The sequence below is a fragment of the Thalassotalea euphylliae genome, assembly GCF_042682785.1.
GTDB lineage: Bacteria > Pseudomonadota > Gammaproteobacteria > Enterobacterales > Alteromonadaceae > Thalassotalea_F > Thalassotalea_F euphylliae.
In genome coordinates this window covers 835009-860020 of record NZ_JBHUIB010000012.1, presented here as the reverse complement: position 1 = coordinate 860020, position 25012 = coordinate 835009, and the positions used below count along the sequence as shown (strand labels likewise).

Annotated in this window: 24 protein-coding genes; 10 read left to right on the top strand and 14 right to left on the bottom strand. The window is 38.4% G+C overall.

The annotated features are described in order from the left end of the window. Nucleotides 1-17 precede the first annotated feature (17 nt). From ACFSJY_RS18320 to serA, 3 genes are all read left to right on the top strand, one after another. Nucleotides 18-644 (top strand): 5-formyltetrahydrofolate cyclo-ligase, encoded by a 627-nt coding sequence (locus tag ACFSJY_RS18320; RefSeq protein ID WP_386037817.1) that lies wholly within the window; start codon nt 18-20, stop codon nt 642-644. Nucleotides 645-693: 49 nt separating this feature from the next. Beyond that, nucleotides 694-1353 carry a ribose-5-phosphate isomerase RpiA gene (gene rpiA / locus ACFSJY_RS18315; RefSeq protein ID WP_386037814.1) on the top strand — a complete coding sequence of 220 codons (660 nt, stop codon included), beginning with the start codon at nt 694-696 and terminating at the stop codon, nt 1351-1353. A 92-nt stretch (nt 1354-1445) separates the two neighbouring features. After that, a complete protein-coding gene (gene serA, locus ACFSJY_RS18310) occupies nt 1446-2675 on the top strand; it encodes a phosphoglycerate dehydrogenase (protein ID WP_386037811.1) in 1230 nt (409 codons plus the stop codon). A gap of 79 nt (nt 2676-2754) precedes the next feature. Here serA and ACFSJY_RS18305 read toward each other — a convergent pair whose 3' ends face one another. From ACFSJY_RS18305 to ribH, 4 genes are read right to left on the bottom strand one after another with little or no spacing between them, the layout of a single operon-like run. Beyond that, nucleotides 2755-3228 (bottom strand): phosphatidylglycerophosphatase A family protein, encoded by a 474-nt coding sequence (locus ACFSJY_RS18305; protein ID WP_386037808.1) that lies wholly within the window; start codon nt 3226-3228, stop codon nt 2755-2757. After that, entirely contained in the window at nt 3221-4186 is a 966-nt protein-coding gene (thiL, locus tag ACFSJY_RS18300; RefSeq protein WP_386037805.1) for a thiamine-phosphate kinase, read from the bottom strand. Before thiL ends, ACFSJY_RS18305 begins: the two co-directional genes overlap by 8 nt. 26 nt (nt 4187-4212) lie before the next feature. After that, nucleotides 4213-4629 (bottom strand): transcription antitermination factor NusB, encoded by a 417-nt coding sequence (nusB, locus tag ACFSJY_RS18295; RefSeq protein ID WP_386037802.1) that lies wholly within the window; start codon nt 4627-4629, stop codon nt 4213-4215. A 15-nt stretch (nt 4630-4644) separates the two neighbouring features. After that, entirely contained in the window at nt 4645-5109 is a 465-nt protein-coding gene (gene ribH, locus ACFSJY_RS18290) for a 6,7-dimethyl-8-ribityllumazine synthase (RefSeq protein ID WP_386037799.1), read from the bottom strand. Nucleotides 5110-5268: 159 nt separating this feature from the next. Here ribH and ACFSJY_RS18285 point away from each other — a divergent pair, with 159 nt between their 5' ends. The 6 genes from ACFSJY_RS18285 to ACFSJY_RS18260 are packed head-to-tail and all read left to right on the top strand — an operon-like array spanning nt 5269 to nt 11100. Continuing rightward, a complete protein-coding gene (locus ACFSJY_RS18285) occupies nt 5269-5544 on the top strand; it encodes a DUF6170 family protein (RefSeq protein ID WP_386037796.1) in 276 nt (91 codons plus the stop codon). Nucleotides 5545-5550: 6 nt separating this feature from the next. Continuing rightward, complete coding sequence (locus ACFSJY_RS18280; protein ID WP_386037793.1) at nt 5551-6807, top strand: lipopolysaccharide biosynthesis protein; 1257 nt, start codon at nt 5551-5553, stop codon at nt 6805-6807. A gap of 31 nt (nt 6808-6838) precedes the next feature. Beyond that, complete coding sequence (locus tag ACFSJY_RS18275; protein WP_386037790.1) at nt 6839-7753, top strand: polysaccharide pyruvyl transferase family protein; 915 nt, start codon at nt 6839-6841, stop codon at nt 7751-7753. A gap of 8 nt (nt 7754-7761) precedes the next feature. Further along, the gene (locus ACFSJY_RS18270; RefSeq protein ID WP_386037787.1) at nt 7762-9513 is read left to right on the top strand and encodes a glycosyltransferase family 2 protein; all 1752 of its coding nucleotides are present in this window, start codon (nt 7762-7764) and stop codon (nt 9511-9513) included. Further along, the gene (locus tag ACFSJY_RS18265; RefSeq protein ID WP_386037784.1) at nt 9514-10323 is read left to right on the top strand and encodes a glycosyltransferase; all 810 of its coding nucleotides are present in this window, start codon (nt 9514-9516) and stop codon (nt 10321-10323) included. Between the two features lie 9 nt (nt 10324-10332). Next, on the top strand, nt 10333-11100 hold the full coding sequence (locus ACFSJY_RS18260; protein ID WP_386037781.1) for a glycosyltransferase family 2 protein: 768 nt from the start codon (nt 10333-10335) through the stop codon (nt 11098-11100). Here the strand turns inward: ACFSJY_RS18260 and ACFSJY_RS18255 are convergent. Both ACFSJY_RS18255 and ACFSJY_RS18250 read right to left on the bottom strand, forming a co-directional pair. Continuing rightward, entirely contained in the window at nt 11097-12398 is a 1302-nt protein-coding gene (locus ACFSJY_RS18255; RefSeq protein ID WP_386037778.1) for a hypothetical protein, read from the bottom strand. The two genes, ACFSJY_RS18260 and ACFSJY_RS18255, sit on opposite strands and share 4 nt — an antisense overlap. A 7-nt stretch (nt 12399-12405) precedes the next feature. Beyond that, entirely contained in the window at nt 12406-13335 is a 930-nt protein-coding gene (locus tag ACFSJY_RS18250) for a Wzz/FepE/Etk N-terminal domain-containing protein (RefSeq protein ID WP_386037775.1), read from the bottom strand. A 222-nt stretch (nt 13336-13557) separates the two neighbouring features. Here ACFSJY_RS18250 and ACFSJY_RS18245 point away from each other — a divergent pair, with 222 nt between their 5' ends. Further along, a complete protein-coding gene (locus ACFSJY_RS18245; protein ID WP_386037772.1) occupies nt 13558-14394 on the top strand; it encodes a sulfotransferase family protein in 837 nt (278 codons plus the stop codon). Nucleotides 14395-14397: 3 nt separating this feature from the next. On the opposite strand, the gene ACFSJY_RS18240 is transcribed toward ACFSJY_RS18245, so the two are convergent. The 8 genes from ACFSJY_RS18240 to ACFSJY_RS18205 form a co-directional block, all read right to left on the bottom strand. Continuing rightward, a complete protein-coding gene (locus ACFSJY_RS18240) occupies nt 14398-15627 on the bottom strand; it encodes an oligosaccharide flippase family protein (protein WP_386037769.1) in 1230 nt (409 codons plus the stop codon). A 3-nt stretch (nt 15628-15630) separates the two neighbouring features. Next, entirely contained in the window at nt 15631-16560 is a 930-nt protein-coding gene (locus ACFSJY_RS18235) for a sulfotransferase domain-containing protein (RefSeq protein WP_386037766.1), read from the bottom strand. A gap of 25 nt (nt 16561-16585) precedes the next feature. Continuing rightward, a complete protein-coding gene (locus ACFSJY_RS18230; protein ID WP_386037763.1) occupies nt 16586-17371 on the bottom strand; it encodes a putative capsular polysaccharide synthesis family protein in 786 nt (261 codons plus the stop codon). 34 nt (nt 17372-17405) lie between these two features. After that, nucleotides 17406-18131 carry a sulfotransferase family 2 domain-containing protein gene (locus ACFSJY_RS18225; RefSeq protein ID WP_386037760.1) on the bottom strand — a complete coding sequence of 242 codons (726 nt, stop codon included), beginning with the start codon at nt 18129-18131 and terminating at the stop codon, nt 17406-17408. Between the two features lie 17 nt (nt 18132-18148). Beyond that, nucleotides 18149-19051 carry a hypothetical protein gene (locus tag ACFSJY_RS18220; RefSeq protein ID WP_386037757.1) on the bottom strand — a complete coding sequence of 301 codons (903 nt, stop codon included), beginning with the start codon at nt 19049-19051 and terminating at the stop codon, nt 18149-18151. A 4-nt stretch (nt 19052-19055) separates the two neighbouring features. Continuing rightward, nucleotides 19056-20738 (bottom strand): tetratricopeptide repeat-containing sulfotransferase family protein, encoded by a 1683-nt coding sequence (locus ACFSJY_RS18215; RefSeq protein ID WP_386037754.1) that lies wholly within the window; start codon nt 20736-20738, stop codon nt 19056-19058. A gap of 114 nt (nt 20739-20852) precedes the next feature. Beyond that, a complete protein-coding gene (locus ACFSJY_RS18210) occupies nt 20853-22577 on the bottom strand; it encodes a hypothetical protein (protein WP_386037751.1) in 1725 nt (574 codons plus the stop codon). Nucleotides 22578-22938: 361 nt separating this feature from the next. Next, nucleotides 22939-24990: a type II secretion system protein GspD gene (locus ACFSJY_RS18205; RefSeq protein ID WP_386037748.1), complete on the bottom strand. Its 2052-nt coding sequence runs from the start codon at nt 24988-24990 to the stop codon at nt 22939-22941. Nucleotides 24991-25012 lie beyond the last annotated feature (22 nt).

Sequence of the window (25012 nt, the reverse complement as noted above, 5' to 3'; positions counted from 1 at the left end):
TGAGAAATTGGTGAAAAATGACCAAAGCATTCGAAAGAACAGCCATAAGAGAGTCAGTACGAAGCATACGTAATGCGCTTTCCGCCTCTGAACACGTCGCGGCCAGCAAAGGAATTGTCAAAAACATTATGTCAAACGAACGCTTTAGTGCAGCGAGTGCTATCGCCATTTACTTAACGAATGACGGTGAACTGAGAACAGAAAAACTTATCGAAAAAGCTTGGGAGCTCAAAAAAACGGTAGCTCTCCCGGTTTTACACCCTTTTTGTAAGGGGCATTTATTATTCTTGCGCTACGACCGGCAGAGTAAAATGAAAACGAATAAATTTGGTATAGCCGAGCCAGTATTAGATGTAACAAAAGTAGTGCCTATTAATACTATAGACATAGTGTTTACGCCCCTTGTCGCGTTTGATTGGAAAGCTCAACGCTTGGGTATGGGAGGTGGATTTTATGATAGAACCTTATCAAGATGGTACAAGTCGGTTGCTCATACCCCAAGTGCCAAGCCCTATCCTATCGGCCTAGCTCTAGACTGTCAGCAGGTAGAAGAAATACCAACTGAATCCTGGGATATACCGCTACCAGAAATAATTACCCCTTCACAACAAATTATCTCAGATCATTTCCGTAATCTGATCTAAAATAGCGCCTATAAAAATAATCCAAATCATTCAATTCAACGAGCAAACTATGACACAAGATGAATTAAAAAAGTTAGTCGGCCAAGAAGCCGTAAAGTACGTTAAAGCAGACTCTATCGTTGGCGTTGGCACAGGTTCAACTGTTAATCATTTTATCGATGCTCTCGCCGAGGTTAAAGATAAAATCACTGGCGCCGTTTCTAGCTCAGAACAATCAACTGAACGACTTAAGTCATATGGTATTGAAGTTTTTGATTTGAATAGTGTTGATCAATTGGACGTGTATATTGATGGTGCAGATGAAATTACAGAACATATGCACATGATAAAAGGTGGTGGTGCCGCACTTACCAGAGAAAAAATTGTAGCGGCGGTTGCTAAAGAATTTATCTGTATAGCGGATGACTCAAAGCAAGTAGGTGTATTGGGTAAATTCCCTTTGCCTGTTGAAGTAATCCCAATGGCAAGAAGCTATGTCGCACGTGAATTAGTGAAGCTTGGTGGTGACCCTGTATATAGAGAGGGGGTTGTTACCGATAATGGTAATGTCATCCTAGACGTCCATAACATGAGCATTCTAAACCCTGTAGAAATGGAAAAAAGCATAAATGCTATTGTTGGTGTTGTTACCAATGGCCTATTCGCGAACAGAGGTGCTGACGTACTTCTACTCGGCACATCAACTGGTGTAAAAACCATCGAAAAATAGCTAAATTTTGCCAAAAATAAAGCTTTAGAGTTTTAACACTATATGTTAGTTTAGAAATCTAGCCATCTAAACTAACATATAGAACGTAAACCATGAACAAACCGTCACTAGCCAAAGATAAAATCAAAATCTTGCTTTTAGAAGGTGTACACCAAAGTGCCCTTGAAGAGTTAAAAGCAAAAGGCTACACCAACATTGAATATCTTAAAACTTCACTTGCAGAAGCGGATTTAAAAGAGAAAATTAAAGACGTTCATTTCATTGGTATTCGTTCTCGCACTCAACTCACTGAGAGCGTTCTCGAACACGCTAAAAAACTGGTAGCCATTGGTTGTTTCTGTATTGGTACAAACCAAGTGGAGCTGCCTGCCGCACAAATTCGAGGGATCCCAGTATTTAATGCGCCGTTTTCTAACACCCGTTCTGTTGCAGAACTTGTGTTAGGTGAAATTTTACTGTTGCTTCGAGGCATTCCACAAAAGAATGCTCAAGCACATCGCGGCGAATGGAATAAGTCTGCTGCTGGTTCAGTCGAAGCGCGCGGTAAAACGCTAGGCATCATTGGTTACGGCCACATCGGTACACAATTGGGCATTATGGCCGAGACCATCGGTATGCGCGTTCGTTTCTATGATATTGAAACAAAACTTCCACTAGGTAACGCCAGCCAAGCGCCATCCCTTACCGCACTTTTAAAAGAAGCTGATGTTATCAGTCTTCATGTACCTGAAACTGCTCAAACACAAAACATGATTGGCGCAGCAGAATTCGAAGTAATGAAACAAGGCGCTATTTTTATTAATGCATCTCGCGGTACAGTTGTTGATATTGACGCACTTGCAGAGGCGTTGGCCGACAAAAAAGTTGGTGGTGCCGCTATCGATGTTTTCCCTGTAGAGCCAAAGAGCAATGACGAAGAGTTTGTCTCACCACTTCGCGAGTTTGACAACTGTATTTTGACTCCACATATCGGTGGCAGTACGCAAGAAGCACAAGAGAATATTGGATTAGAAGTGGCTAGCAAATTAGCAAAATACTCTGACAATGGCTCTACGCTATCAGCTGTTAACTTCCCTGAAGTGTCACTGCCTGAACACGTAGGCACTTCACGACTGCTGCACATACACCACAACCAACCTGGTGTGCTTACTGCTATTAACAATGCTTTTGCGAAGCTAAACGTAAACATTGCAGCACAGTACCTTCAAACTGATGACAAAATAGGCTACGTGGTTATTGATGTTGAAACTGAAAATAGTGACGACGCACTAAAAGAGTTAAAGCTTATTGATGGCACAATTAGAGCTCGTGTTTTGCATTAGCAACTCATGGGTTAAATAGATATAAAAAAACGAGCTAAATGCTCGTTTTTTTATGTTTACGTTTATAAAGACTCTAATATTAAGCAATTATGAGCATAAACCCCAACGCCAAAACACCAGCTAAAACATCGTCCAACATTATCCCCAACCCACCATGCACTTTCTTATCAGCAATCGAGATGGGCCAAGGTTTCCAGATATCAAATATACGGAAAAGGATAAAGCCTAACAAAATATTTAAGGTGGTCAATGGGACAAATGCCATTGTGACGAGGAAACCTGCGATTTCATCCCAAACTATGGCAGGGTGATCATGCACCCCGACGTCATCGGCGGCTTTTCCGCAGATATAAACACCAACCACACAAGCTAACAAAGTCGCTACCACATAGACGGTTGTGCTAAATTGCATCAGCACTAAATACAACGGAATTGCTGCAAGGGTACCAAATGTACCTGGCGCTTTGGGTGCTAATCCACTACCGAAGCCAAGAGCTAAAAATTGTATTGGATCTTTTAAAGAGAAGAGTTCCCTAGCGTTTTTATTACTCATTTGAGAAGTGCTCGTATCCCTTCGAGTCTATTTGAATAGGTTCACTGTTAAGTGTGGTGGTAATTTTGTCGTTTCCATTCAACTGGCCAATACAGGTATGCTTGATGCCAGCATTTACCAACGCTGTCTCTAAACCTACTTTATTGGTTTCAGACACTGTAAACAGTAATTCGTAGTCTTCGCCACCTGTAAGCGCCAACTTAACAGCTTCTTGTTGTGGCAAAGTGTCTAGCATAGCTGTTGATAATGGTAAGTCATCTAATACGATATTTGCACCAACACCGGAGGCTGAACATATATGGCCTAAATCTGAAATGATGCCGTCTGAAATATCAATAGCTGCTGAGCCAAATTCACGAATAAGTTGACCTGCCAGCACACGTGGTTTTGGATAATGCAGCTTATTCAGCACATCGTCACGGTGAACACTGGCTAACTCTATTTGCCCTTGTAAGTGTTTAAGGCCAAGTGCTGCATCACCTACTTCACCCGTCACATAAATCCAGTCACCTGCTTTTGCACCATTACGAGATAGCTTTTTATCAAGAGACGTTAGACCTTGTGCAGTAATGGTTATACTAAGCGGACCTTGTGTAGTATCGCCACCAATAAGTTGAATATTAAAATATTCAGCCAGCTCGAAAACGCCTGCCGAAAATTGTTCAAGCCAGACTTCATCGACTTTCGGCAGCGTTATAGCAAGAGACATCCAAGCTGGTTCGGCGCCCATAGCTGCCAAGTCAGAAAGGTTAACGGCTAACGCTTTGTGCCCTATTGCTCTGGGATCTGCATTTTCATAAAAATGCACACCAGCAACTAACGTATCTGTTGTGATGGCAATATGGTGACGCTCATCCGGGACGATAACCGCACAATCATCACCTATACCAAGCAATACATCCTTTCGCTGAACAGATTGCTCAGCGAAAAAACGTTTTATCAAGTCGAATTCTTTCATGATTTGATTGAAGAGGTTTCTTCAGGCTATTCGTTAGGACGTAAGTCTTTAACTAATTTATCAAGTACGCCGTTTACGAATTTATGACTATCATCGGCAGCGAATGCTTTGGCTAATTCAATCGCTTCGTTGATGATAACGCGATATGGCACATCGCCACAGTCGCTTAACTCGTATACAGCTGTACGAAGAATCGCCTTTTCAACATGATCAATATCATCAAGCGGACGCTCTACATGCGGAGATATCATGTCATCAAGCTTTGATAACTTTGCGGTTACGCCACGAAACAACTGCTGGAAGTATTCAATATCAAAACGGCGTTTCGCATTCTCTGTTAAAAAATGCGCTTCAACATCAGCTATTTCGTTATCACTAATTTGCCAAGAATAAACTGCTTGGACCGCAAGTTCTCTGGCTTTTCTGCGTGGAGAAGGTTTCACTAATCTACCCTTAACTTACAGTTGAGACATAACGTTAACCATTTCTAATGCACCAAGAGCGGCTTCAGCGCCCTTGTTACCCATTTTTGTACCTGCGCGCTCAATTGCTTGCTCGATAGAGTCAGTTGTAATCACACCAAATGCCACAGGAATAGATGCGTTTAACGCAACTTGTGCAAGACCTTTGTTACACTCACCGGCAACAAAGTCAAAGTGTGGTGTGCCACCACGAATAACAGCGCCTAATGCAATAATGGCATCGAATTCATTTTTTTCAGCGACTTTTTGTGCCACTAATGGAAGTTCATATGCGCCAGGTACTTTAACAACTGTAATATCTGCATCGTTCACGCTACCATGGCGTTTAAGAGCATCAACCGCTCCGTCTAATAGAGAGCTCACGACAAAGTCGTTAAAACGAGAAACAACGATTGCAAACTTTTTGCCTTTCGCTTCAAAATTACCTTCAATTACGTTCATGAAAATCTACCTAGCGTAAAAAATTGCCGCGATTCTAACAAATATTACCGATTTTAGGTACTTGTTTATTTCAGTTAGACGCCAATGCGTAATCTAATACATTTTTGATGCTGATTACGGTAGAATCGACGCTGATTTTCAATTTTTTAATTTCTCGCTATGAAGCTCTACTTTTCATCTAAAGACATTCCCGCATTAAATGAGTGCTCAATCCAAGAAAGAAATGAAAAAATTCATACTGCCCAACAAAAATTAACAGTACCAGAAAAGCTGTTGCTTAATATATTAAAGCTGTTTTTGCTAGTACCTCCTTTTATCTATTTAGCAAGACAAGATTGGGGAAACCTAAGCGTAACCCTATTAATAAGTTTGATTGGCTATGGTTTCGCTTTTAGACCAATCATGTTCCGTATGATTGAAAAAAAGCTTAAATAATTATTAATGTTTAGGCGCATAGTTCAAACCTTAGGGTCTACCATAGGTATATTTTGCATCAGCTTTTTAACAAGTGTGCTTACTGCAAGGTATTTGGGTGCTGATGGTCGAGGCATTCTTGCCTCTTGGTTATTGATTGCAACGGTATCTGCGGGATTAAGTCAGTGCGGCTTTCACCAATCTTCTATTTATTTCTCTAGAAAGTTATCAAAAAACAAAGCGCTTCCTTTTTTTAATTTTTCTTTATTTATCGTAGTTACGTTAACTGCTATTACGGGCGCCGTTATACATACGTTTATCGAGCTTAGTGCTGTAATCCTTCCACTAATCTGCTTTAGCGTTGTTTATTCATTATTCTTTTTCCTATCAAACATTTTGCAAATCGAAAAAGATTTGAAAAAGTTCAACATAGTGAAACTTGTATATCCGCTCGTTATATTGATAGGTGTGCTACTCGCAGTATTCAGTGAGAATATTAATTTACAAGTCGCACTTTTTTCATATGGATTTAGCGCCTCTTTATGTGCATTTGTCATGTTAGTCTATTTTATCAAACGATATAAATGGACAACCCCAACATTAACGCTAAAGCGATACTGTGCATTTTCAGCAAAATATCATGGCACAGCAGCGTTAGGCATATTAGTCAATAATATTGACAAATTGCTGCTCATTTCTTTAATCCCCGCCGCGATGTTTGGTAACTATAGTGTAGCCTTTGCGACGTCTAGAGTTATTGGGACAGGGATAAACGCGATATCTACCGTTTTATTTTCACAATTTGCAGGGGAAGCAAGTGAAAAAGTAGATCCATTTACCCGCTCATTTAGGCTTGCATTCCCCATATTTTTGCTCCCAACGGCTGCATTGTCATTGAGCGCTTTTTTCTGGGTACCATTAGTTTTTGGAGAAGATTTTCAGCCCGCAGCACTACTGTTTAGCATTTTAGTGTTTGAAGCATTTCTTTCGGGAATGGGCTGGATCCTAGCACAGCGTTTTAATAGTGAAGGTAAGCCAGGAATTGTACTTTTAAGACAGATAATCTCTGTTCTACCGATAGGCCTTATTTTCTTTGTTCCTTCCGGATACGACATCGCTATTACAATGGCATACCTAATGTTGATTAGTGCCATTGTTAGACTCATATTAACAGCATGGTTATATCGACTTAGCTTCTCTGAAGTTGATATAATCCCCCGCTCCTCTGAATTTAAAGAATTACTTAGTCACCTAAACTCTAAGGTAAAAAACGTTGTCCGTTAATCAAGTAAAAAAACATAACCATCATATAATCATGGATAAGCTTTGTTCATCACACGATGTCATCTTGCCACTAATCCTGAATAAGCGAGTGCATTATGTTGACATGCCAGTGCACAATAACATTGGTGACTTGCTCATTATGTTCGGCACACTAGAATTTTTTAACAAAAACAACATTAATGTAGTGTCAAAGTCTGCATATTATAATTTTGTAGAATCTAACATAAGAAAAGGAGATGTTATTGTCTTTCATGGTGGTGGAAATTTAGGTGATATATATTTCGGACCGCAGAACCTAAGGGAAACAATAACAGAAAGATTTCCGAACAATACGATTATTATACTTCCACAAAGTATCCATTTTAACGAACAAAAGAACTTAGAGCGCTGCACTAACATTTTTAAAAAGCACAACGATTTACATATCTGTATTCGTGACAAAGAGTCTCTGTCAGTAGCCGATAGCATGACCAACAACACGTATTTGCTACCTGATATGGCTCATCATCTATGGCAGTCTAACAACTTTGACAGTACTCAAAGCGGCACTAAGCGTTTGGCAATAGTAAGAACCGATGGTGAAATCTCTGAATCATTTTCACTCGATAATACAGAATTTGACCTTGTTACTGATTGGCCTGCACTTGTAGGAAAAGGCACAAAAGTTATTAATCTATATGCTCGCCTCTTAAAATTAGCCCATAAACTAAAGATTGATAAGTACCTAAACAAGCCTTTAATGAAGCTCTTTGAACTTTACGCGAACCATTTGGTTGGTAAGGCGATATCGTTATATGGCTCTTCAAATTTCATTGCGACGGATAGACTACATGGCCATATTCTGGCTTGTTTAATGACAATCGAGCACTCTCCTCAAGACAATATCTACGGCAAGACTTCTCGTTACATGAAAGTTTGGACTGGTGATAGCCCTTATATCGTCTAGGAATGTTAATGAGCCAACAACCCTTAATCACAGTTTATATAACAACAAAGAACAGGTGTATTCTGCTCAAAAGAGCGATCAACTCTGTACTTGCACAAACCTGGTCAAACATCGAAATAATCGTTTGCGATGATGGTTCTTCAGATAATACGGCGTCTATACTAAGCGACTACAAAGCGAAGCACAGTAACTTTAGCTTTTTTATCAACGAAGAAAGTAAAGGCGCATGTTTTTCCAGAAATAGAGCTATTCAGGCAGCAAAGGGCAAATATATAACAGGATTAGACGATGACGACTATTTTTTACCTGAACGACTTGAAATACTCTATAAAAATTATAGCGACGATCTAGCTTTTGTCTGTTCCACTTATTTCCGAAAGACATTACATGGAACTCGTGCTGTAAAAGATAGTGTCGGCTTAATCGGTTTAGAAAAGCAACTACATTACAACCGCGTTGGTAATCAAATATTAACCACGAAAGAAAAATTTCTCGCAGTTGGAGGTTTTGACACCTCTTTGCCCGCCTTCCAAGACTATGACATGTGGGTTAGATTAATGGCAAGATTTGGCAACGGCCTCAAGGTAGATGTCCCACTTTATGTATTTGATACATCGCATGCCAATAATCGCATTTCAGCAAATAACAGTAATAGACAAAATGGCTACCAAATTTTTCTTAAAAAACATAAGGAACTCATGACAGAGCACCACTTAGAGTCGATGGAATTGCTCAGGAAAATTGTATATAACCAAAAGTTGGGTATAAGTGATGCAATGCGACTGATCAACAAAGGAAATTACAAATCCCTGTTGAATCAATTATTCAGTGGTTCGCAAGGCTCTGGCACACTAGAAATTGATATTAAAAATGCTCCTTTGGTGTCTGTCATACTACCTGTATACAATGCCGAAGACTACATTCACGAGGCGATTACGAGCATTCTCAATCAGACGTATAGCAATATTGAACTCATCATTATTAATGATGGTTCTACGGACAACTCAAATACAATTATCCAGTCGTTACTTGCCGACAATAGAATTAAATACCTCTCGCGAGAAAACAAAGGGTTAATTGCAACACTCAATGAATTGATAGCCAAATCAACCGGCATTTTCATAGCGAGAATGGATGCAGATGACGTTGCCTTGCCAACGAGAATTGAAAAACAGGTCTCTCACTTGCAAACAAACCCTGACGTAGGTGTGGTTGGTACGGGATACAGGTATATAGATGCTCAAGGAAACATAGAAGGTAAACGTAATATTTTTACAAACTCTGCAGATATTTTATCGAGCTTTTGTTTTGGTAATCCTATCGCTCACCCATCTGTCATGATAAACAAGCGACTTCTTGGAGATGCTTTTGTATATCAACCAGAGAATAAAACCATTGAAGATTTTGCTCTTTGGTTGAAACTATCAAAACAATCGAAAATTGAAAATATAAACGAAGTGCTTTTAAACTATCGTGTGTTAGAAAACAGTATTTCAGGTAAGAATTTAGACTTTCAGATAGCCAATGCCGCCAAATGCGTCAGTGAACACTTACCTATTGAATCAAACCAGTTAAGAAATGAAGTTGCTACCTATTTGTATTCGTACAACAACAACAAAGCAACGTACCCCCAATTCGTTTTGGCATGCTTACGATTGAATTGGTCGAATTTATGGAAAGGGAATTTCTCACGTAACTCGCTACTAAAACGTTCCCTCATTGCATTAGTAACTTCTAGAAAAAAGGCTATTCGAAATTAAATGAACGAAACAAAGCCTATATTAACGCTCGCCTTTTCCTCTATGGGCGAAAGAGTATTTACGTTACTAGAGTACCTTTCAACAATAAAGTTAGGGGACAAAACCGAAGTAATTATTGTTGTTCAAAAAGCACCTTCCACATTGCAAGATCTTTATTACTCAGCTGATAGCGTTCCTGTAAAAGTCCTTAAAACTAAAACCACTGGGTTGAGTAAAAGTAGGAATGAAGCCATTAACCATTGTAAAGGTCGTTTCACATGGTTTTTAGATGATGATATTCAGTTCGATGACCACCACATTAATCGTATTATTCAGTTAGTTTCAAAGGGTAATAATGACTTTTACCGATTGCAAATAGGGTGTTTAGAAGATCATACAAAAACCTTTAAGGTATACAAAAACGTTCAAACTCCCTCAAAGCTGAATATGCTACAAGTTAGCTCTATAGAGATAATTGCTAAGACTAAGTTCATTCAAGATAACCATCTTAGGTTTAATGAAAATATAGGGCTAGGTACTCAATACCCTGCTAATGAAGAAAACAACTTCCTAATCGATGCATGGGAAAACGGTGCGAAATTCGAATTTGTTGACGAAGTACTTATAAGGCACACCTGTCTATTTGAAGGTAGACTGTTAAGTTCAAAAGGTATTTTCGAAATCAGGGGGGCAACAGCGTCTCGACTAGGAGCGTTAGCCCTACCACTACTTGTATTTTGGAGCGTAAAATACATTTTAAAACGTGAACAGCCGTCAATGATACTCTCGATGGTTAAAGGCTTCTTCTCTGGATATAAAAAATATTGTTAAGGTTTTCAATTGTTAGTTTCTATTATCACGCCCTCTTATAACTCATCTGAATTTATAAACGCCACCTACCAGAGCATTAGAAATCAAACTCATCAAGAATGGGAATGGTTAGTCACTGATGACGGCTCGACCGACGATACAATGAACTTACTTGAAGAAATTAGCAATCGCGACTCGCGCGTCAAGGTAACGCAAAACAGTCAAAACTCGGGTGCTGCTGTTAGCAGGAATAGTTCAATTGCTAGAGCCAAAGGAAAATATTTAGCATTTTTAGACAGTGATGATTTATGGATGCCTGAAAAGCTTGAAAAGCACTTAGCATTTATGGAAAAGAAAAACGCTACCCTCTCCTTTACTCCATATGAATTAATCGATGAGCAAGGAAAAAGCCTAAACACACTAGTGGACGCAAACCTAAAAGGTTCATTTAGTCATCAGGACATGCTCAAGAAAAAGGCGACTATGGGCTGCTGTACAGTCATTGTAGACAAAAGTCATTTTGAAGATGTCTCTATGCCCTTAATAAGGGCTGGGCAAGATTATGCATTGTGGTTAAAGTTATTAAAACAAAGCTCTGTCGCCACTATATTTCCTGAAGTGTTGAGTCAATATCGAATTGTGTCTAATTCATTGTCACGAAACAAATATAAAAAAGCGCTGAAAATTTGGGAAGTATATCGTCATATAGAAGGCCTGAACTTTGTAAACGCTTCATTTGTTTTTTCTCACTATGCTATCAGAGCATTCTTCAAGTTAAATGAATCAGAGAAAATTTAATGGGTTTTAGCCAACCCCTTCATTTTTTTCTTTATCGTTATCAAAGATATCGAAATAAATAAGAAGTAAATAATTTTCATGTAGGAAACGTTATACATAATCAGCTCGCCTTTATAATGGTATACAAAACTCAGCGTACCTATTAATAAAATCAACCCACCAATTGCAGGTACATGCTCTTTGTTAACAATGTAGTATGAAAGTAATATCCAACAGAAGCCCGCATAAATGATAATATTAGGTACTAGGCCTAACATTAAAATAAACCGCATATAGCCAGCGTCTGTTTGCATATAATAATTACCGACACTCGAGGTATACCTGCCATCACCCCAGAAAATTTGCTCATTAGTTAACGGAAAATACATACTTTCTAGTGCGTCTAGTGAGGACTTCCCTACATAACCGTCATAGAAGTATTTATATATAAATTGGAACGCATACCTGTAATACTGATCGACAATATCAGCTAATGCAGGATTAGACATTATATAAATAATGACAGGCGACACTAAGATAAGTGAGTAAATAATTGACTTACCAACACCCGCAAAAAGTTGCTTTCGATTTAATAAAATCCAGTAAAAATAGAAGCCCATTGCTAAACCAGCAAAAGAGGTTCTCCCTGCCGAAATACCAGCAATAAATGCCATATAAAATAAAATGACTTTCCAAGGCAGGTGTTTCTGAGCTTTGTATACCGCAAAGTAATAATGCATCAAAAGCGCCAATAAGCCCATTAAAACAGAAAAGCCAAATGCGACGAAGCTCGTAAAACCTAACCCTCTAGCACCACCATAGGTTTCCATTCTAGCCATTGCAGCAGCGGATTTGGTGATTGATTGAATAGCATCCCTTAAAGGGGCTACAGCCAACATTAGCCAAACGATAACAACTTGGATGATAAAAACGATAAACAGTATTCTAAATACTGATTCATAATCATCCTTCTTAGTTAAAAAAGCACTCACTAAAATACCGATGGTTATATAAGCCAATAGATTGTTAATCCATGTCTTCACCATAGTGAAGTCAGACGTATTATGCACTATAGGTAAAATGATTGAAGAAACAAGCGCAGCGGTTAGCACCAATATTGGAAAATAAAAGAACTTCTGCCTTAAAAGCAGTTTAAAGTTAGTTGCTGCACCGTCAAATATGAGTAACAAAGACCATATCAAAGCCATCGACCAATATGCAGAGTTACCCACAATAGGCAAATTAAAAGCATATATACTGGCAAAAAGTAAAAACCCAAGAACAAAGTTCTTGGGGATTATTTTTGCAATTTTCAACATATAACGACTATTTCAGAATGAATCGAATAACGACGAATAAAACAGCTAAAATACCACCAACAAGTCCGCCAAAAACCACAATCAAAGCTCGTTTAGGCGATGTTCTCTTCTCTGGAACAACAGCAGGGGCAACCGTTTTCAGGACATACTCAGGACGAGATTCAACCAACATAAGCGTTTTCGTTTGCTCTTCTATCAGTTGATAAAACGTTTCATGCATGCGTCTATTATCAGTTTGTAGAATGACTTCGTTTAAGTAATCTAAACTACTCAGCGCCTCACGTTTATCTTGTTCCTTGACTACACTGTTAATCTCTTCTACAAGTAAAGTGAGCCATTGCTGAGCCAAAACAGGTGAAAAGAACTCTACAGACAATTGAACAAAGCCTGTTTTAGGTACTACTTCAATTTCTAAAATTTTCAAAAAGGCCTCAGATAACTCCTCAGCTGAGGGCTCAGGGGTTTTCGGCGCTTTAACTTCTCGAATCCATTTGCTTGCTTTTACATCGTACACTTTTTCGTTGAATTCAAGCTCATATGTAACAGGATCACTATTTTTAGCAGCCATTAAAGGAACAGCTAAGTTGTGCTTTTTAATAAAAGCTTCGATAAAGGTTTGAGACTTCAGTACCTCTAGAGCAATATCTGTTTTATCTGGCCCTCTATTTCGGCCTAGCTTTAAACCAGCCATACCTGCGAGCCCGCCGAAACTTTTTGCTAAAGAGGCTAAACCATCCTGCTCCTCTTTTATAGGAACTAATAATACCTTGGCGGTATATTTATTCGGTAGGCTAATTGCAAGAGCGATAGCCAAAGCAGTAAATGAGATACCAACGATAATTACAAAAATCTTTTTCTTCCATATTTCTCTCCACACATCCGTGAGAGATATCTCGTCTTTTTCTCTAACTTCTACCATGTCTATCAATATACTCATTAAATTCTAGAGGATGGCGATTATATCAGCTCGGCAGTTCAAGAAAACAAAAGAAATTACTAAGTTGGGTTAACATTTACCTTAAACTCTATTTTTCACGCATAAACGCAGCTCCTAAGCCAGAAGATTTATATATCAGAAATGAATTGTTAAAAAGAAAAATTAAACAAACAGTTAACTCTGAAAACGTTATAATAGTCAAAAAATCTTCGCTAAATCACGATGTCTAAAGTTCATTCTATAATAAGCACTCCACTGAAATATCTCTGGAAATCTGCTACACCATTTTTCAGACCACTCCCCAATACATTCATCGTTGGGGCCCAAAAGGCTGGAACATCTAGTTTGCATTCATATTTATGCCAACATCCGAAGGTTATCGGAGCAACAAAAAAGGAACTACACTATTTCAGCGGAGGGCTGAGACCAGAAGTAGATAATTTCTCAAAGAGTACAAATTGGTACCGCTCGCACTTCCCTATTTGCCCTCTTAGGTCAAGCGATTTGATTTGCCTAGATTCAACTCCAATGTACTTGTTTCATCCGTTAGTTCCACAACGAATCAGCGCTTTTAACCCTGCCAGTAAAATAATAATCCTACTAAGAAACCCTGTAGAGCGAGCAATTTCACACTACTTCCACACAAAAAAACATGGATTTGAAACATTAAAAATAGAGGATGCAATCAAAGGGGAACGTGACAGGTTATCAAGCATCCTTGATAAGAAACACTTTTCTCACCCCGACTTTCGAACCAAAAGTTACTGCATGAGAGGGTTGTATTTAGATCAAATCACGCGCTACATGAATCACTTCCCAAACGAGCAAATCAAAATAATCTGCAGTGAAGAGTTGTTCTCTTTTCCTGAAAAAGTAGTAAAAGAAACAATAGCCTTTTTAGATATCGAGCAAAGTCAAAAGAAAACCGACTATAAACCCGTTAACGTAGCACAAAGTCGGCCCAAGGCCCCTTTAGAGTTAATAAAATGGCTTGAGCAGTATTATGAGCCACACAATGAAAAGCTATTCAAACTCCTTGGGCGCTCATTTGATTGGTGATACCTAAAGTTTTAGTACCAGCTTATTTACATAAAAAGCAGAGACTATGTTTTTAATTGCAATAAAAGTAGACGTTATTATTGCAGCAGCCAAAACTCCATAAATTGGAATAAAAATAATTAGCGTAAGTACATTTAAAGTTGTCAGAATTAATACATTCCTTCTATGTATTCTTTCAAACCCGGCCATAATCAATAGATTTACAGAAGAGCCTGTTGCCAAATTTATACATTGCCCAAACATCAATATCAGAAGTAGCTCATACATTGGCATAAACTCTTGCCCTAAAAACTTTAAAATACCTTCACCACACAAAATTGCCAAAGCTAAGCCAAATATAGCAATAAAAGAGAGTATTTTTCTTACATCATTCATCAGTAACTTTAGTGCCAGAATATCCTTTTCTTTGTATAGCCTGGCAAAACTAGCGCTATTGATGGTGTTCGAAACCACTAAAGGGTAACTCATGATAAATGACACCTTTAACGCCAGTGCAAATACAGCCACTTGCTCTAAAGAAACATGTGCACCCAATAACAGTGTACTGGATTGCTGAGTAATAATTGCTCCTAAGGATACGAGCAACATATTAAACCCTGGACCGATCACCGTGCGGATGTGAGGCATGGTACCTTTAAATACAACCAACCTATACTTCGTTCGAGCTTTAATAGCCAAAAAGCTTAATAAACAAGAGATTACAGTCGAGCAAACTAAGATGATTAGCAATTCATTTGCTGTGCTTGGTTTTACAATCAGAGTAATCAATAGTGCGACCCCAAAGGAGAAAAAACCATTCAGTAATGTGTAAAGGACTGCTTCTGACAACCCTTTTAAAACTGCCGCATTATATGCCTGTATTGTTTGAAGAACATTTAGCACCGCAATGAAGCTGAAAAGGCCAACTAGCTCATGTTGTTCATTAAATTTAAGAAGTAAGCCAGATCCACAAAAATAGATAAAAAAAGCTACGATAGAACTAGATAACAACAAAAATAAAAAGTTCCCGGTGTAAGCATCTGAAGAAACATTGTTCACAGCAAAAAAGCGGGTCACTACTTGTTCTAAACCAAACTTGCTCAAAGTAACACTAAACAAAAGAATGGAAGAAGCTATTGCGAATAGGCCGTATTGCTCCAACCCTAAGAACTTAGCTGCCAAGAAGTTGAAACTGACAGTAATAGCAAGGATGATACACTTTAATAAGAGTAAGAAAATTCCGCGTTTGTACATCAACTATTTAAACCAAATAGATGTCACGTCGATATCCAAAACAGAGTTAATTCCCTCAAACTCTTTTTTAAAATAATCATCTAAATATTTTTTAGTATTATTTTTCATCGGTGGCAAAGAGCTATTTACCCGTGGGTTGACGAGATTATGCAGTCGCTCGATTAGTGCATTGTAGTAACGCAAATATTTATATTTTTTCGGTAACAGTGATTTATCTTGGTACTTGATAAATGCATGTTCTCTTAGAAGCTTATTTTTAATAAACAATAATGATGTTGATAAATACCTGGAGCTAGCATTTGAATGTGTTCGAATTATATTTGCAGGAAAAAGACTTACATCAATATTTAAAAATTTAGCTACTCTATCAAGCTCTTCTTCTGGCTTGACGACAAAGTTTTCAAAAACAACGATTAATACCTCGCTTGGTTCAAAGTATTTATAAATGACATCCAACTGTCGTTTATACATGCTTCTATCTAATAGCAACAACGGGTTATTCATAATCACTTTCTCAAAAGATTGGCTGACCCGCCCCGAGTTCACCAAATGCCAATACTGCGAATATGCCCGTTTACTAGGTTGTCGCAACATGACAATGAGCTTTGGTTTTTTAGATAGCTTGGAGAGGCTTCTTATTGCAACCTCTGATGCTAAATAAGTAGTAGAATCTTCGCCATAGAGGTTACCTTCAACTACTTTATCTAGTGTGCTGTTATTGGCTAAAGAGCGCCTCCCTCTCCAAACACCATCATGAAAAGTTGAAAAATCAGGGTGTTGAACAATATCGCACTCGTTGTAGTAGTGAACTTCTTTTGCTGGTATCAAAACATTTGGATGGGAATCAAGCATATGATGGAGGCTTGTTGTGCCACATTTCATCGCACCACATATTACAAAATCAGGTGAGGGCTTATTTGCTTGTTCATTCATTTGATTATTTACTACACATTGCTAATTAATAAAAATATTTTGAAAATTTACTCGATGCCATCAACTCTTTAATGTCGTTCGAAGGTAGATAGTTACTCTTAAAGGTTTTATATGCCTCACTGTACCACTTATTATCGCCATCATTAGAACGTTCTAAGTTAACCTGTTTGCCGAGAAAACTCTCAAGCAATGCTTTATTTTCGTGTAATTTTGATAACTCAAAACAAATAATAGATACGTTCTCCCTGTTCCACACACCAACACCTTTTTCTTTATCAAAAGTGTAATCATAGACATTAATTCCAAAGAATCGTTTAAACTCTCTGTCGAACCAATTAAGTGGGTAACTATGCTCGAATCTGGCGTTGAATATGTCTGCCAAAACGCTAGTAGAATGTTCTCTTGTTGAAAGAGGTTCTGATCCATCAATTCTAGAGTAGGCAGAAAATAGGTAAGCATCAATATCTTGAAAAAACATAGATATGTTTCTTTCTAATGGAGCCCTTACCAAAGTAATAACTTTAATGTGCCGTCTAGATTTAATTGCTCGGCGTCTGAGAAAATATCCAAGCCTCATTGAAAGCTTTTTAAATTCTCCTTTTAAACCGACTCCATACAAACCCTTCAACCTCGTTTTGCACGGATAATTATCAACATAAAGTGTATGAAAATGGAGACTCTCTTCTATAGCTTTTTCTAGCGAGGTAGAGCCCACTTTTCCCATCTGATAAATCAAAACGTTTGACTCAGACGCGTAACGCGTATAGTTCCAGTAATAGAAACGTTTAATTTTAGAAAATAAACTGTTCAAACTATATTGCACCACTCTTTATTTTATTGGAACGCTAATTCTGAGCTTCAAAAGTATATCCAAAGTTAACAATATCCTGACGATACAATTCCGCAACTTTCTGCTCAGTCTCATTATCATAGTACTGACTGTAGTGCTGTTTTATATCCTTACTTGTATCTTTGATAAAACGGTTAGCTAGCCAAGCAAAAAAGGAGTTACTCTTTTGAAGCTTTGTAATGTTTTCTCGCATCAGCTCTGTTTCTTCAACACCCAGTTTCTTACAAACAATAGAAAAATCAGCCTGCAGTCGCTCAAACCTTCCAATAAAATCTACAAGTAGCTCCCCATCTTTATCAAATAGAAAACTAGACTGGGGAATAACATGTCGGAATAAATCGCGAGCATTTACATAATCATCGTCAAACTTTGTGGGAAAACCATCCATTACAAAACGTCGAAAAGAACATTGATACTTTTCCAACCCTAGACTTTTACGATAATTGAATTCTGAAACTAACCTTTCCCAAGGGTTTCGCACAAATGCAAATTTATAGATATTATCGAAACTTGCTTGGTCTATATAACCACAACGTATGTACTCTTGGGCAGTTAAATGAGCAAGCCGAGGAGGTCCTTTAAGAGGGTTTAGATTCGGCTTTAATAACAGCTCGTTTCTTTCAGGTAAATCATCAAATATCGCCATAAGCGTCTTTTCAATGCTTTGCCCTGCCACCTTTGGGATATGAACAAACAAAAACTTCTTTTTTAGCGCTAGCATATAAACTTCTTACAGAGCTACTTAAATCTTATCTCTGGAAACAATCTCAGTATATTACTAAGCTGCTGATTATTGTTCCTGATGTTCGATTGCCACAACGTTTTTTCTTGGGTACCGGGTATTTGAATATATTCTCGGTAAGACAATGTATCTGGTACAATAACTGTGCTGGTCTTATTTTTAAGTGCCATACATTTAAACCAAAGATCGTCAGCGTTGGGACATGCCTCAAGGAAAAGTTCATCGTCGATTACCTCTTCAGCTAGGCTTCCCCTTGGATATAAAACGCCACCAAGACCAATAGGCACTACATTATCATTTGATTGTTCATCAACTTGTATTGATTCAATATGATAGCGCCACTTCTCGTATGGCTTCGGTTGACTATTTCTATCTGTTGTCACGCAATGTGCTAAATGACATACAACAGATTTTGGGTAGCGTCTTGACGTATTTACCAGTCGCTCTAAATGATCGTTTGGGTAAATAATATCATCATCAAAAGTAGCTATATCTCTATCAGGAAAGCACTTTAATGTTGGAATTAATTTCTTATATGAACGTAAATTTTTACAAAACCGAATAGACAACCCAAAAGGCACCAACATCTTTAGCTGCTCAGGAAGGCTGTCTTCCTCATATTCTTCTTTATCGAGCCAAAGTATCACGCTTTGGGGCGTCACCGATTGTGTTAACAAACTAAGTGCAGTTATATGAGCTACCTGTACCCGCTCTCCGTAAGAGGTGAAAGAACACAATACGTCAACATTTTCTTTTTCTTTCTGCGCCCCTAACATTGACAAAGATAACTGTTCAATGTACTCAACCATTAAAGCATTCTGCTGAGTCAATATTTCATGTTCATACCTGACACGTTTGATCCGAGAAATCTGTTTTAGCTTACTTAAAAAGTTTTGCATAAAACTATTGTTTATAGTCAAATTTTTCACAAAAGTAAGCTAACTCGCTTTTATATGGAGCAATCTTCTTTTCATAATTTTTCCATTTATACATAGAGTCTTTGTTCAGCTTCTTGTCAACTTGTCCTCTTGAAGCACTCGTAATAAACTTATCTTTGGATTTCTTGTCAAATGCTTTGTATGTATCATCAAAGTCAATTTGTAAATAAGAAAAAATACTCTCCATCTCTTTACTGAAGTTTTCTATCAAGTCTTCATATCTAAAACAAAAAACATCATGATGTTTTTGCTCAGTATACATTTCTAACAAGCTAAACACCTTATTATAACGACGCACAATATCATCAAAACGTACTAAGTGACTATTATAGTTGTTCAAAACAAATTCTTGCTGAAAGCAGCTAATTGCAACGTCTAAAGGATGTCTCAAACAAACAATAATTTTTGAGTCTGGAAATATTTGCTTTATAAGCGGTATATGCTCTGTCAGGTGCGGGCCTTTTTCAATAATGGTATGATGTTCTTCAGAACGGTAGCCCTGCTCATCGATAAACTCAAAAAACTTCTCTTGGTATTCAACGATTTGCTCAATCGATATTCGAGTAAGGTCTTGTGGATACTTTAGTCCTGTGCTCTCTATGTATTTTATTAATTTATAGAATATATTTCTTTCACTTAATACAAGAGCATCTTGTGTGTCTAAAATATTATCCAACAACGTTGTGCCTGAACGAGGAAAACCAGCTACAAACACTATTTTCTTATCCAATGCTCGCAAAGTGGGGGTTTTAAATTCCATCTTGGGATAAAGCTTTAATAACTTGTCCGCATATACTGATTTATTGCTCGCTTCTTTACGCTTGGAGACAATTTCCGCTCCTGCTTGAAAATTATCAAAGGCTTCATCGTAACGGCTTAGCTTATCTAGTACCTTTCCCTTAAGATAAAACATCGCTGAAAACGGCTGTACCTTCTTTTCAGGGTGATTTTGCGCAAATTCGATTGCGTCCAATGTTTCCGCGTATTTTCCTTTTTCGAAGAGCACTTTGGCTCTTTCAAACCATCGTTGTTCTTTATTTGCTAACTCATAACTAGAGAGTGCACTTTCAAACTCGTCTAGCATCCCTAAGCCAAGTAAATAGGTACCAAGATCAGCAAATTCTGTTGAATGGAGCTTATTAGCATACGGAAGAATTTTTGTGACCCTATCTAAAAGGATTTTTTTTGAGTCGACTTTAGCTGACTTTTCAATTCGTAAAAGTTGTGCTTTAGCAAAATATTTTTCCCAGGCAAGCAACTTTTCAGACATCAGCTCTAATTTTTCGTACTTTTCTAGTTGATAATAAGCTACGCACAATTCGTAACGGCTTTTGGCATTATCTATACCCTCATCATTTTGCAAACTCTCAACAAAAAAGCGTTCACCGTCATTAACTCTGTTGAGTTTAAAAGAAGCAACTCCCATATGATAAAGCATATTAGCTTTGGCTTTTTTATCTGCGATTTGCGGGATGAGTTGTTTTCCTAATTCAATAACTTTATTGAATTGTTCTAGTTTGAATGCGCAGCTTTGTAGCAATACATTTTCATCTAATGTTCTTTTTCTTAATTTTAATAACTGCTTGCTAGCCTTTTTATAATTTTCGGCTTTGAAGGAATTTAACGCATCCTGATATGTGTTAGACAAAATACATCCATAAATAATAAGGGGCTTTATGGGACTATTTTAAAGGTGGGGAACTGTAAAATAAATAAAAAAGCGAGCCGAAGCTCGCTTTTTTAGTTTAGGTATAGCTGTTAATTACTTAGCTGAACCGTGCTCACCGAATGTACCAACGAAACCGCGGTCATCAGCAGAGTTCTTAACGTTGTAACCAGCGTAAACAGTTACGTCAGCTTCTGGAACGTTAGTTGTGATTTCGATAGCAACTTTACCAGACTCAACACCTGCGTCAGCCATGATAGCATCGATTACTGCATCACGAATATCCATTACGCCGCGAGACGATTGTGCAACTTCACCAACTGAAACCCAGTTAGTAGATTCGCCTTCAAGCATGTAACGAACAGTTACTGCACCTTCTTGAACACCAGTGTTCGTGTGACGCATGATAACTCTCGTGTTAGGACCGAATGGCATGTATGGTACTGTAACAACAGAACCGTTCAAGTTCCACTCACCAGCTACAGTCGCTTCTAATACAGTTGCATCGTAACCAGCACCTGCTGCTGCAGAATCATCAGTGATGTCTAGTTTAGCAGTGAAAGTTTGCTCGTTTAAGCTTTCTGTGCCGAATGTTGAAACACCGTCACCTGGAACAGCCCATGCAAATGCGTGAGCAGCGTCAAGACCACCAGTTGTAGTCAATGTAACTGTTAACTCGTCCATTGCATCGTTAATAGCTGCAGAAGCTACTACGTCATCACCAGCTGCTGTGAAATCAGCTGACAACGCTTGGTAAGTGAAACCTGTTTGCAACTCAGCTGAAGTGATGTCTTCGCCATCATCTGTAGTATCTAACTGAGCCATCCAAGCGAAGTCACCAGTAATAGTAAGCGTCGCTTCGTCAGCTACTAGGTTACCTTGTGACGTGTTCTCAGAAATTGAGATAACTAATGTATCGTCGTTGATAAGCTCGTCTGCATCTAGTGGAGCATTGTTACCAGCATCAGTTAATGCGTTTGACGCATCGCTTGAGTTAACAGCAAGTGTTAAACGCTCAGTTGCTACATCGATAACACCATCGAATGCTGCATCAAGGTCAACAGACCACTGACCTAGTAGTTCAGTTACTTTTTCTGGGTCAGTTGTGTCATATACAACGTTAGCAGTGTTTTGCGTTTCAGCAGAAAGCACTAATGACGTTACGCCGTCGTTTGGAATTACTACAACACCTGAAATATCAATAATTTCACGTGCTTCAGCTAGACCTGCGCCAGTGTTAACTGTAAATAGGATTTCGTTACCTACAACACCTAGTAGAGAGAAATCAGAACCAGCTGCTTTATCAGAAGCCAATACAGCGCCTGCGCTTGCATCTTCATCGATAACACCACCAGTTACGGTAATACGTACTGTATCTTCATCACTGAAACCACCAACACCAGAAATAAGCTTAGCAGCAACAGTTACACCGTTAGCTTGAGCACCTTCTAATGAGTTAGCAACGCTTGACGCGTCTACTAGTGCATCTGAACCGATAGTGATTGTACATGCATCATCAGCTGTCCATACTGCTGTGTTACCAGCTGTATCGTATGCACCAACACCAGTATTACCAGTAGTAGCTGTTGCAGCATCAGTAACGGTTACTGTATCCGCGCCTGCAGTGTCTTCGAACGTGTTTGTACCAGTATTGCTAACTGTTAAACCTAAAGTCGCAGCAGCGTCAGCACAAGTCGTTTCAGCAGATGCTGCTGTAGTTAATGCAGCAGTTTCTGTGATCGATGCAGTTAAAATACCTGCATTAGCAGTGAATGCTGTAGCACCTGCTACAGATAATGCTAAAAGTGATTTTTTAAACATTTTTATTTCCTTCGTTTCATGAAACAGAGTTGATAAATTCTTCATTATCTTCTCTAAATTTTTTACGTTAATAAAAAAATCGTTTAGGCCGTCGCCTAAAGCGACTTCTAACGCCAAGTAAGTTTACGCTGTGTCACATGCTTGTCAACCTACTAATTAAAATTTGGTTGCCGCTTGTATAATACAAAACAGTTACTTGAACACATTTCGCACAACACAATCCTTTAAACTTACGTCAGCAAGAACGTAACTCAGATTTTAGTACAATTCAAGCGTAATACTATAAAATTACTCGCATATTTGTTTTTTTTATAAAAATTTCATCAATCATCTAGTTTTCAATCAAGATTACACGTTGATTCTAAAAATTGATGGCCTTCAAAGATGACAAAAATTTAGATTTAACATGTTCCCATTCATCGCCACTTTCGATTACACGCGGTGTTACTAGTACCACTAGCTCCGTTTTGGTTAATGTATCATTTTTAGAATCAAATAAATTACCGATTAGAGGGATACTGGAAAAGAATGGTACGCTGGTGTCGTTGAATGATTTGTTATCGCTTATCAAGCCCCCTAAAACCACTGTTTGTCCACTTTCAGCGATAACTTCTGTTTTAATAGAACGCTCAAATACGATAGGAGAACCAGCAACTGCATCGGTACCAGGCGATTGATTACTTATCTTTTGATTAATGTCCATGATAACAACGCCACGCGCATTGATTGTCGGCGTCACATCTAATTCCACACCTGTTTTTCTATATACAACAGACGTTTGTGAACCATTGACTGGATCTGTAATAATTTCACCAACGGTCGGTATATCGTCACCCACGTTTATGTTCGCAGTTACGCCATCCCTAACCAGCAATGATGGCCGAGACAACACATTTACATTCTCATTTGATTGGAAAAGTGTTGCTTCTAAACTACCATTGGTGCCAGACAATACATAATTAAGGCCAGTGCCGCCACTGGACAAGTTAAAGCCACCGGTCTTCTCTACCCCTTGGTTAGTAAGCACAAACTCCACACCGCTTTTAAACGTATCTGTCAGTGTTACTTCCGCTATCGTCACTTCTAGCATTACTTGCTTTGGCTGAATATCAAGACGCTTTATTAGGGGTAATATTTGCTGATACTCACTACCAGACGTAAAAAATATAACAGCATTGGCTCTTTCATCGATAACCATTTTCATTGACTTTGAGCTAGCACTTACTGTTTGACGTTGGTTACCTGTGCCTGCCTCTCGTTCAGCAGAAGTAACACCACTAACCCCACTTGAACTTCCAATTAGAGCCTGCAGGCTTGCCCCTAAATCAACAGCTCTTGAAAACGAAGGCTGATAAATGAAGTATTGTTTTTCTGCGGTAAGAACAGGTTTATCTACTTCTTTAGCCCAAAATACAGCCCTTTCAATGACGGTTGTATTGGCAGCGAAAAATATCAGCTGCCCTTGTTTATCTAGCTCTACAATAGAGAGTGTTGATGACGTGTTGCCACCACTTCCTGTTGAGATCCCTTCTTGCTTTAAAAGCTCTGTTAGCTTTCTAACTAAATCTTGCGTTTGTAAATACGAGACTTCATATATGCCTATTTCTCGTCCCTGGATTGCGGGTTTGTCCATCATTTGAACAAACTCTAACGCTCTAATAACTTCCTTTCTTTTGCCCTTAATCAAAACAGTGTTTCTTTTTTGATCTGGATAAGACTTCACCCCCAACAACAGTTTTAACGTGTTGGGCAGCGTCGCCTGCATACCATATTCAAAAGGGACCATTTGGATTATTTCTAAAGAAGTTTGTGGGACGCTTTCAATTGTTTTTCCATAGCCATAAACCACGTTACCTTTACTGGCTTTTTTATTTGCTTTGTGAATATAAAAAACATTGTCATCGTATTTAATAACGTAGTCTCTTTCCTTTAAGACATCTTCTGCTAATAAAAAAAGTTTTTTAGCGCTTACTTTGTCAGTAATGTTTAACGTTACATTTTGCGATTCATCGTTCACTTCGTCAGAAAGCACATAGTTAACAGCTAACTGCTCACCCAACACAAAATGAAGAAACCCTGCCAGAGGTAGTTCGTCACTGGCTACCGTTATAGACTCTTCTACTCCGAATCTAGCTAATATGTCCTCCGCTGAGGTTAGATTTGATTCTGCTAACTTCAGAGGAGGAACAAATCGTAACGATTTTCTAGTTGAAGTATCAACAGTTTGAGCAGCTTGTGACTGCCCATCACCTTGCTCTTGCGTTGTTGATTCGGCTGAGGAAACGTCTTTGTCTTGTTCAATTAGATATGACTGCTCCAGCTTTATTATGTTGTCTGAAGCATCTGGCGCCGCACAACTACTGACAAGGACTGAAAAAAAGATGCCGACAATCGTCTTACTTGATAATTTCATAATAATTTTATCCGTTGCACCA

What these genes read in the sequence shown, in the direction of transcription:
- ACFSJY_RS18280 (WP_386037793.1), top strand. Translation starts at nt 5,551, where the DNA reads ATGTTTAGGCGCATAGTTCAAACCTTAGGGTCTACCATAGGTATATTT.
- ribH (WP_386037799.1), bottom strand. Translation starts at nt 5,109, where the DNA reads ATGAACGTAATTGAAGGTAATTTTGAAGCGAAAGGCAAAAAGTTTGCA.
- ACFSJY_RS18255 (WP_386037778.1), bottom strand. Translation starts at nt 12,398, where the DNA reads ATGTTGAAAATTGCAAAAATAATCCCCAAGAACTTTGTTCTTGGGTTT.
- ACFSJY_RS18250 (WP_386037775.1), bottom strand. Translation starts at nt 13,335, where the DNA reads ATGAGTATATTGATAGACATGGTAGAAGTTAGAGAAAAAGACGAGATA.
- ACFSJY_RS18305 (WP_386037808.1), bottom strand. Translation starts at nt 3,228, where the DNA reads ATGAGTAATAAAAACGCTAGGGAACTCTTCTCTTTAAAAGATCCAATA.
- ACFSJY_RS18275 (WP_386037790.1), top strand. Translation starts at nt 6,839, where the DNA reads ATGGATAAGCTTTGTTCATCACACGATGTCATCTTGCCACTAATCCTG.
- ACFSJY_RS18240 (WP_386037769.1), bottom strand. Translation starts at nt 15,627, where the DNA reads ATGTACAAACGCGGAATTTTCTTACTCTTATTAAAGTGTATCATCCTT.
- ACFSJY_RS18220 (WP_386037757.1), bottom strand. Translation starts at nt 19,051, where the DNA reads ATGCAAAACTTTTTAAGTAAGCTAAAACAGATTTCTCGGATCAAACGT.
- thiL (WP_386037805.1), bottom strand. Translation starts at nt 4,186, where the DNA reads ATGAAAGAATTCGACTTGATAAAACGTTTTTTCGCTGAGCAATCTGTT.
- ACFSJY_RS18205 (WP_386037748.1), bottom strand. Translation starts at nt 24,990, where the DNA reads ATGAAATTATCAAGTAAGACGATTGTCGGCATCTTTTTTTCAGTCCTT.
- ACFSJY_RS18245 (WP_386037772.1), top strand. Translation starts at nt 13,558, where the DNA reads ATGTCTAAAGTTCATTCTATAATAAGCACTCCACTGAAATATCTCTGG.
- ACFSJY_RS18320 (WP_386037817.1), top strand. Translation starts at nt 18, where the DNA reads ATGACCAAAGCATTCGAAAGAACAGCCATAAGAGAGTCAGTACGAAGC.
- ACFSJY_RS18235 (WP_386037766.1), bottom strand. Translation starts at nt 16,560, where the DNA reads ATGAATGAACAAGCAAATAAGCCCTCACCTGATTTTGTAATATGTGGT.
- rpiA (WP_386037814.1), top strand. Translation starts at nt 694, where the DNA reads ATGACACAAGATGAATTAAAAAAGTTAGTCGGCCAAGAAGCCGTAAAG.
- ACFSJY_RS18265 (WP_386037784.1), top strand. Translation starts at nt 9,514, where the DNA reads ATGAACGAAACAAAGCCTATATTAACGCTCGCCTTTTCCTCTATGGGC.
- ACFSJY_RS18270 (WP_386037787.1), top strand. Translation starts at nt 7,762, where the DNA reads ATGAGCCAACAACCCTTAATCACAGTTTATATAACAACAAAGAACAGG.
- ACFSJY_RS18210 (WP_386037751.1), bottom strand. Translation starts at nt 22,577, where the DNA reads ATGTTTAAAAAATCACTTTTAGCATTATCTGTAGCAGGTGCTACAGCA.
- ACFSJY_RS18225 (WP_386037760.1), bottom strand. Translation starts at nt 18,131, where the DNA reads ATGCTAGCGCTAAAAAAGAAGTTTTTGTTTGTTCATATCCCAAAGGTG.
- serA (WP_386037811.1), top strand. Translation starts at nt 1,446, where the DNA reads ATGAACAAACCGTCACTAGCCAAAGATAAAATCAAAATCTTGCTTTTA.
- ACFSJY_RS18285 (WP_386037796.1), top strand. Translation starts at nt 5,269, where the DNA reads ATGAAGCTCTACTTTTCATCTAAAGACATTCCCGCATTAAATGAGTGC.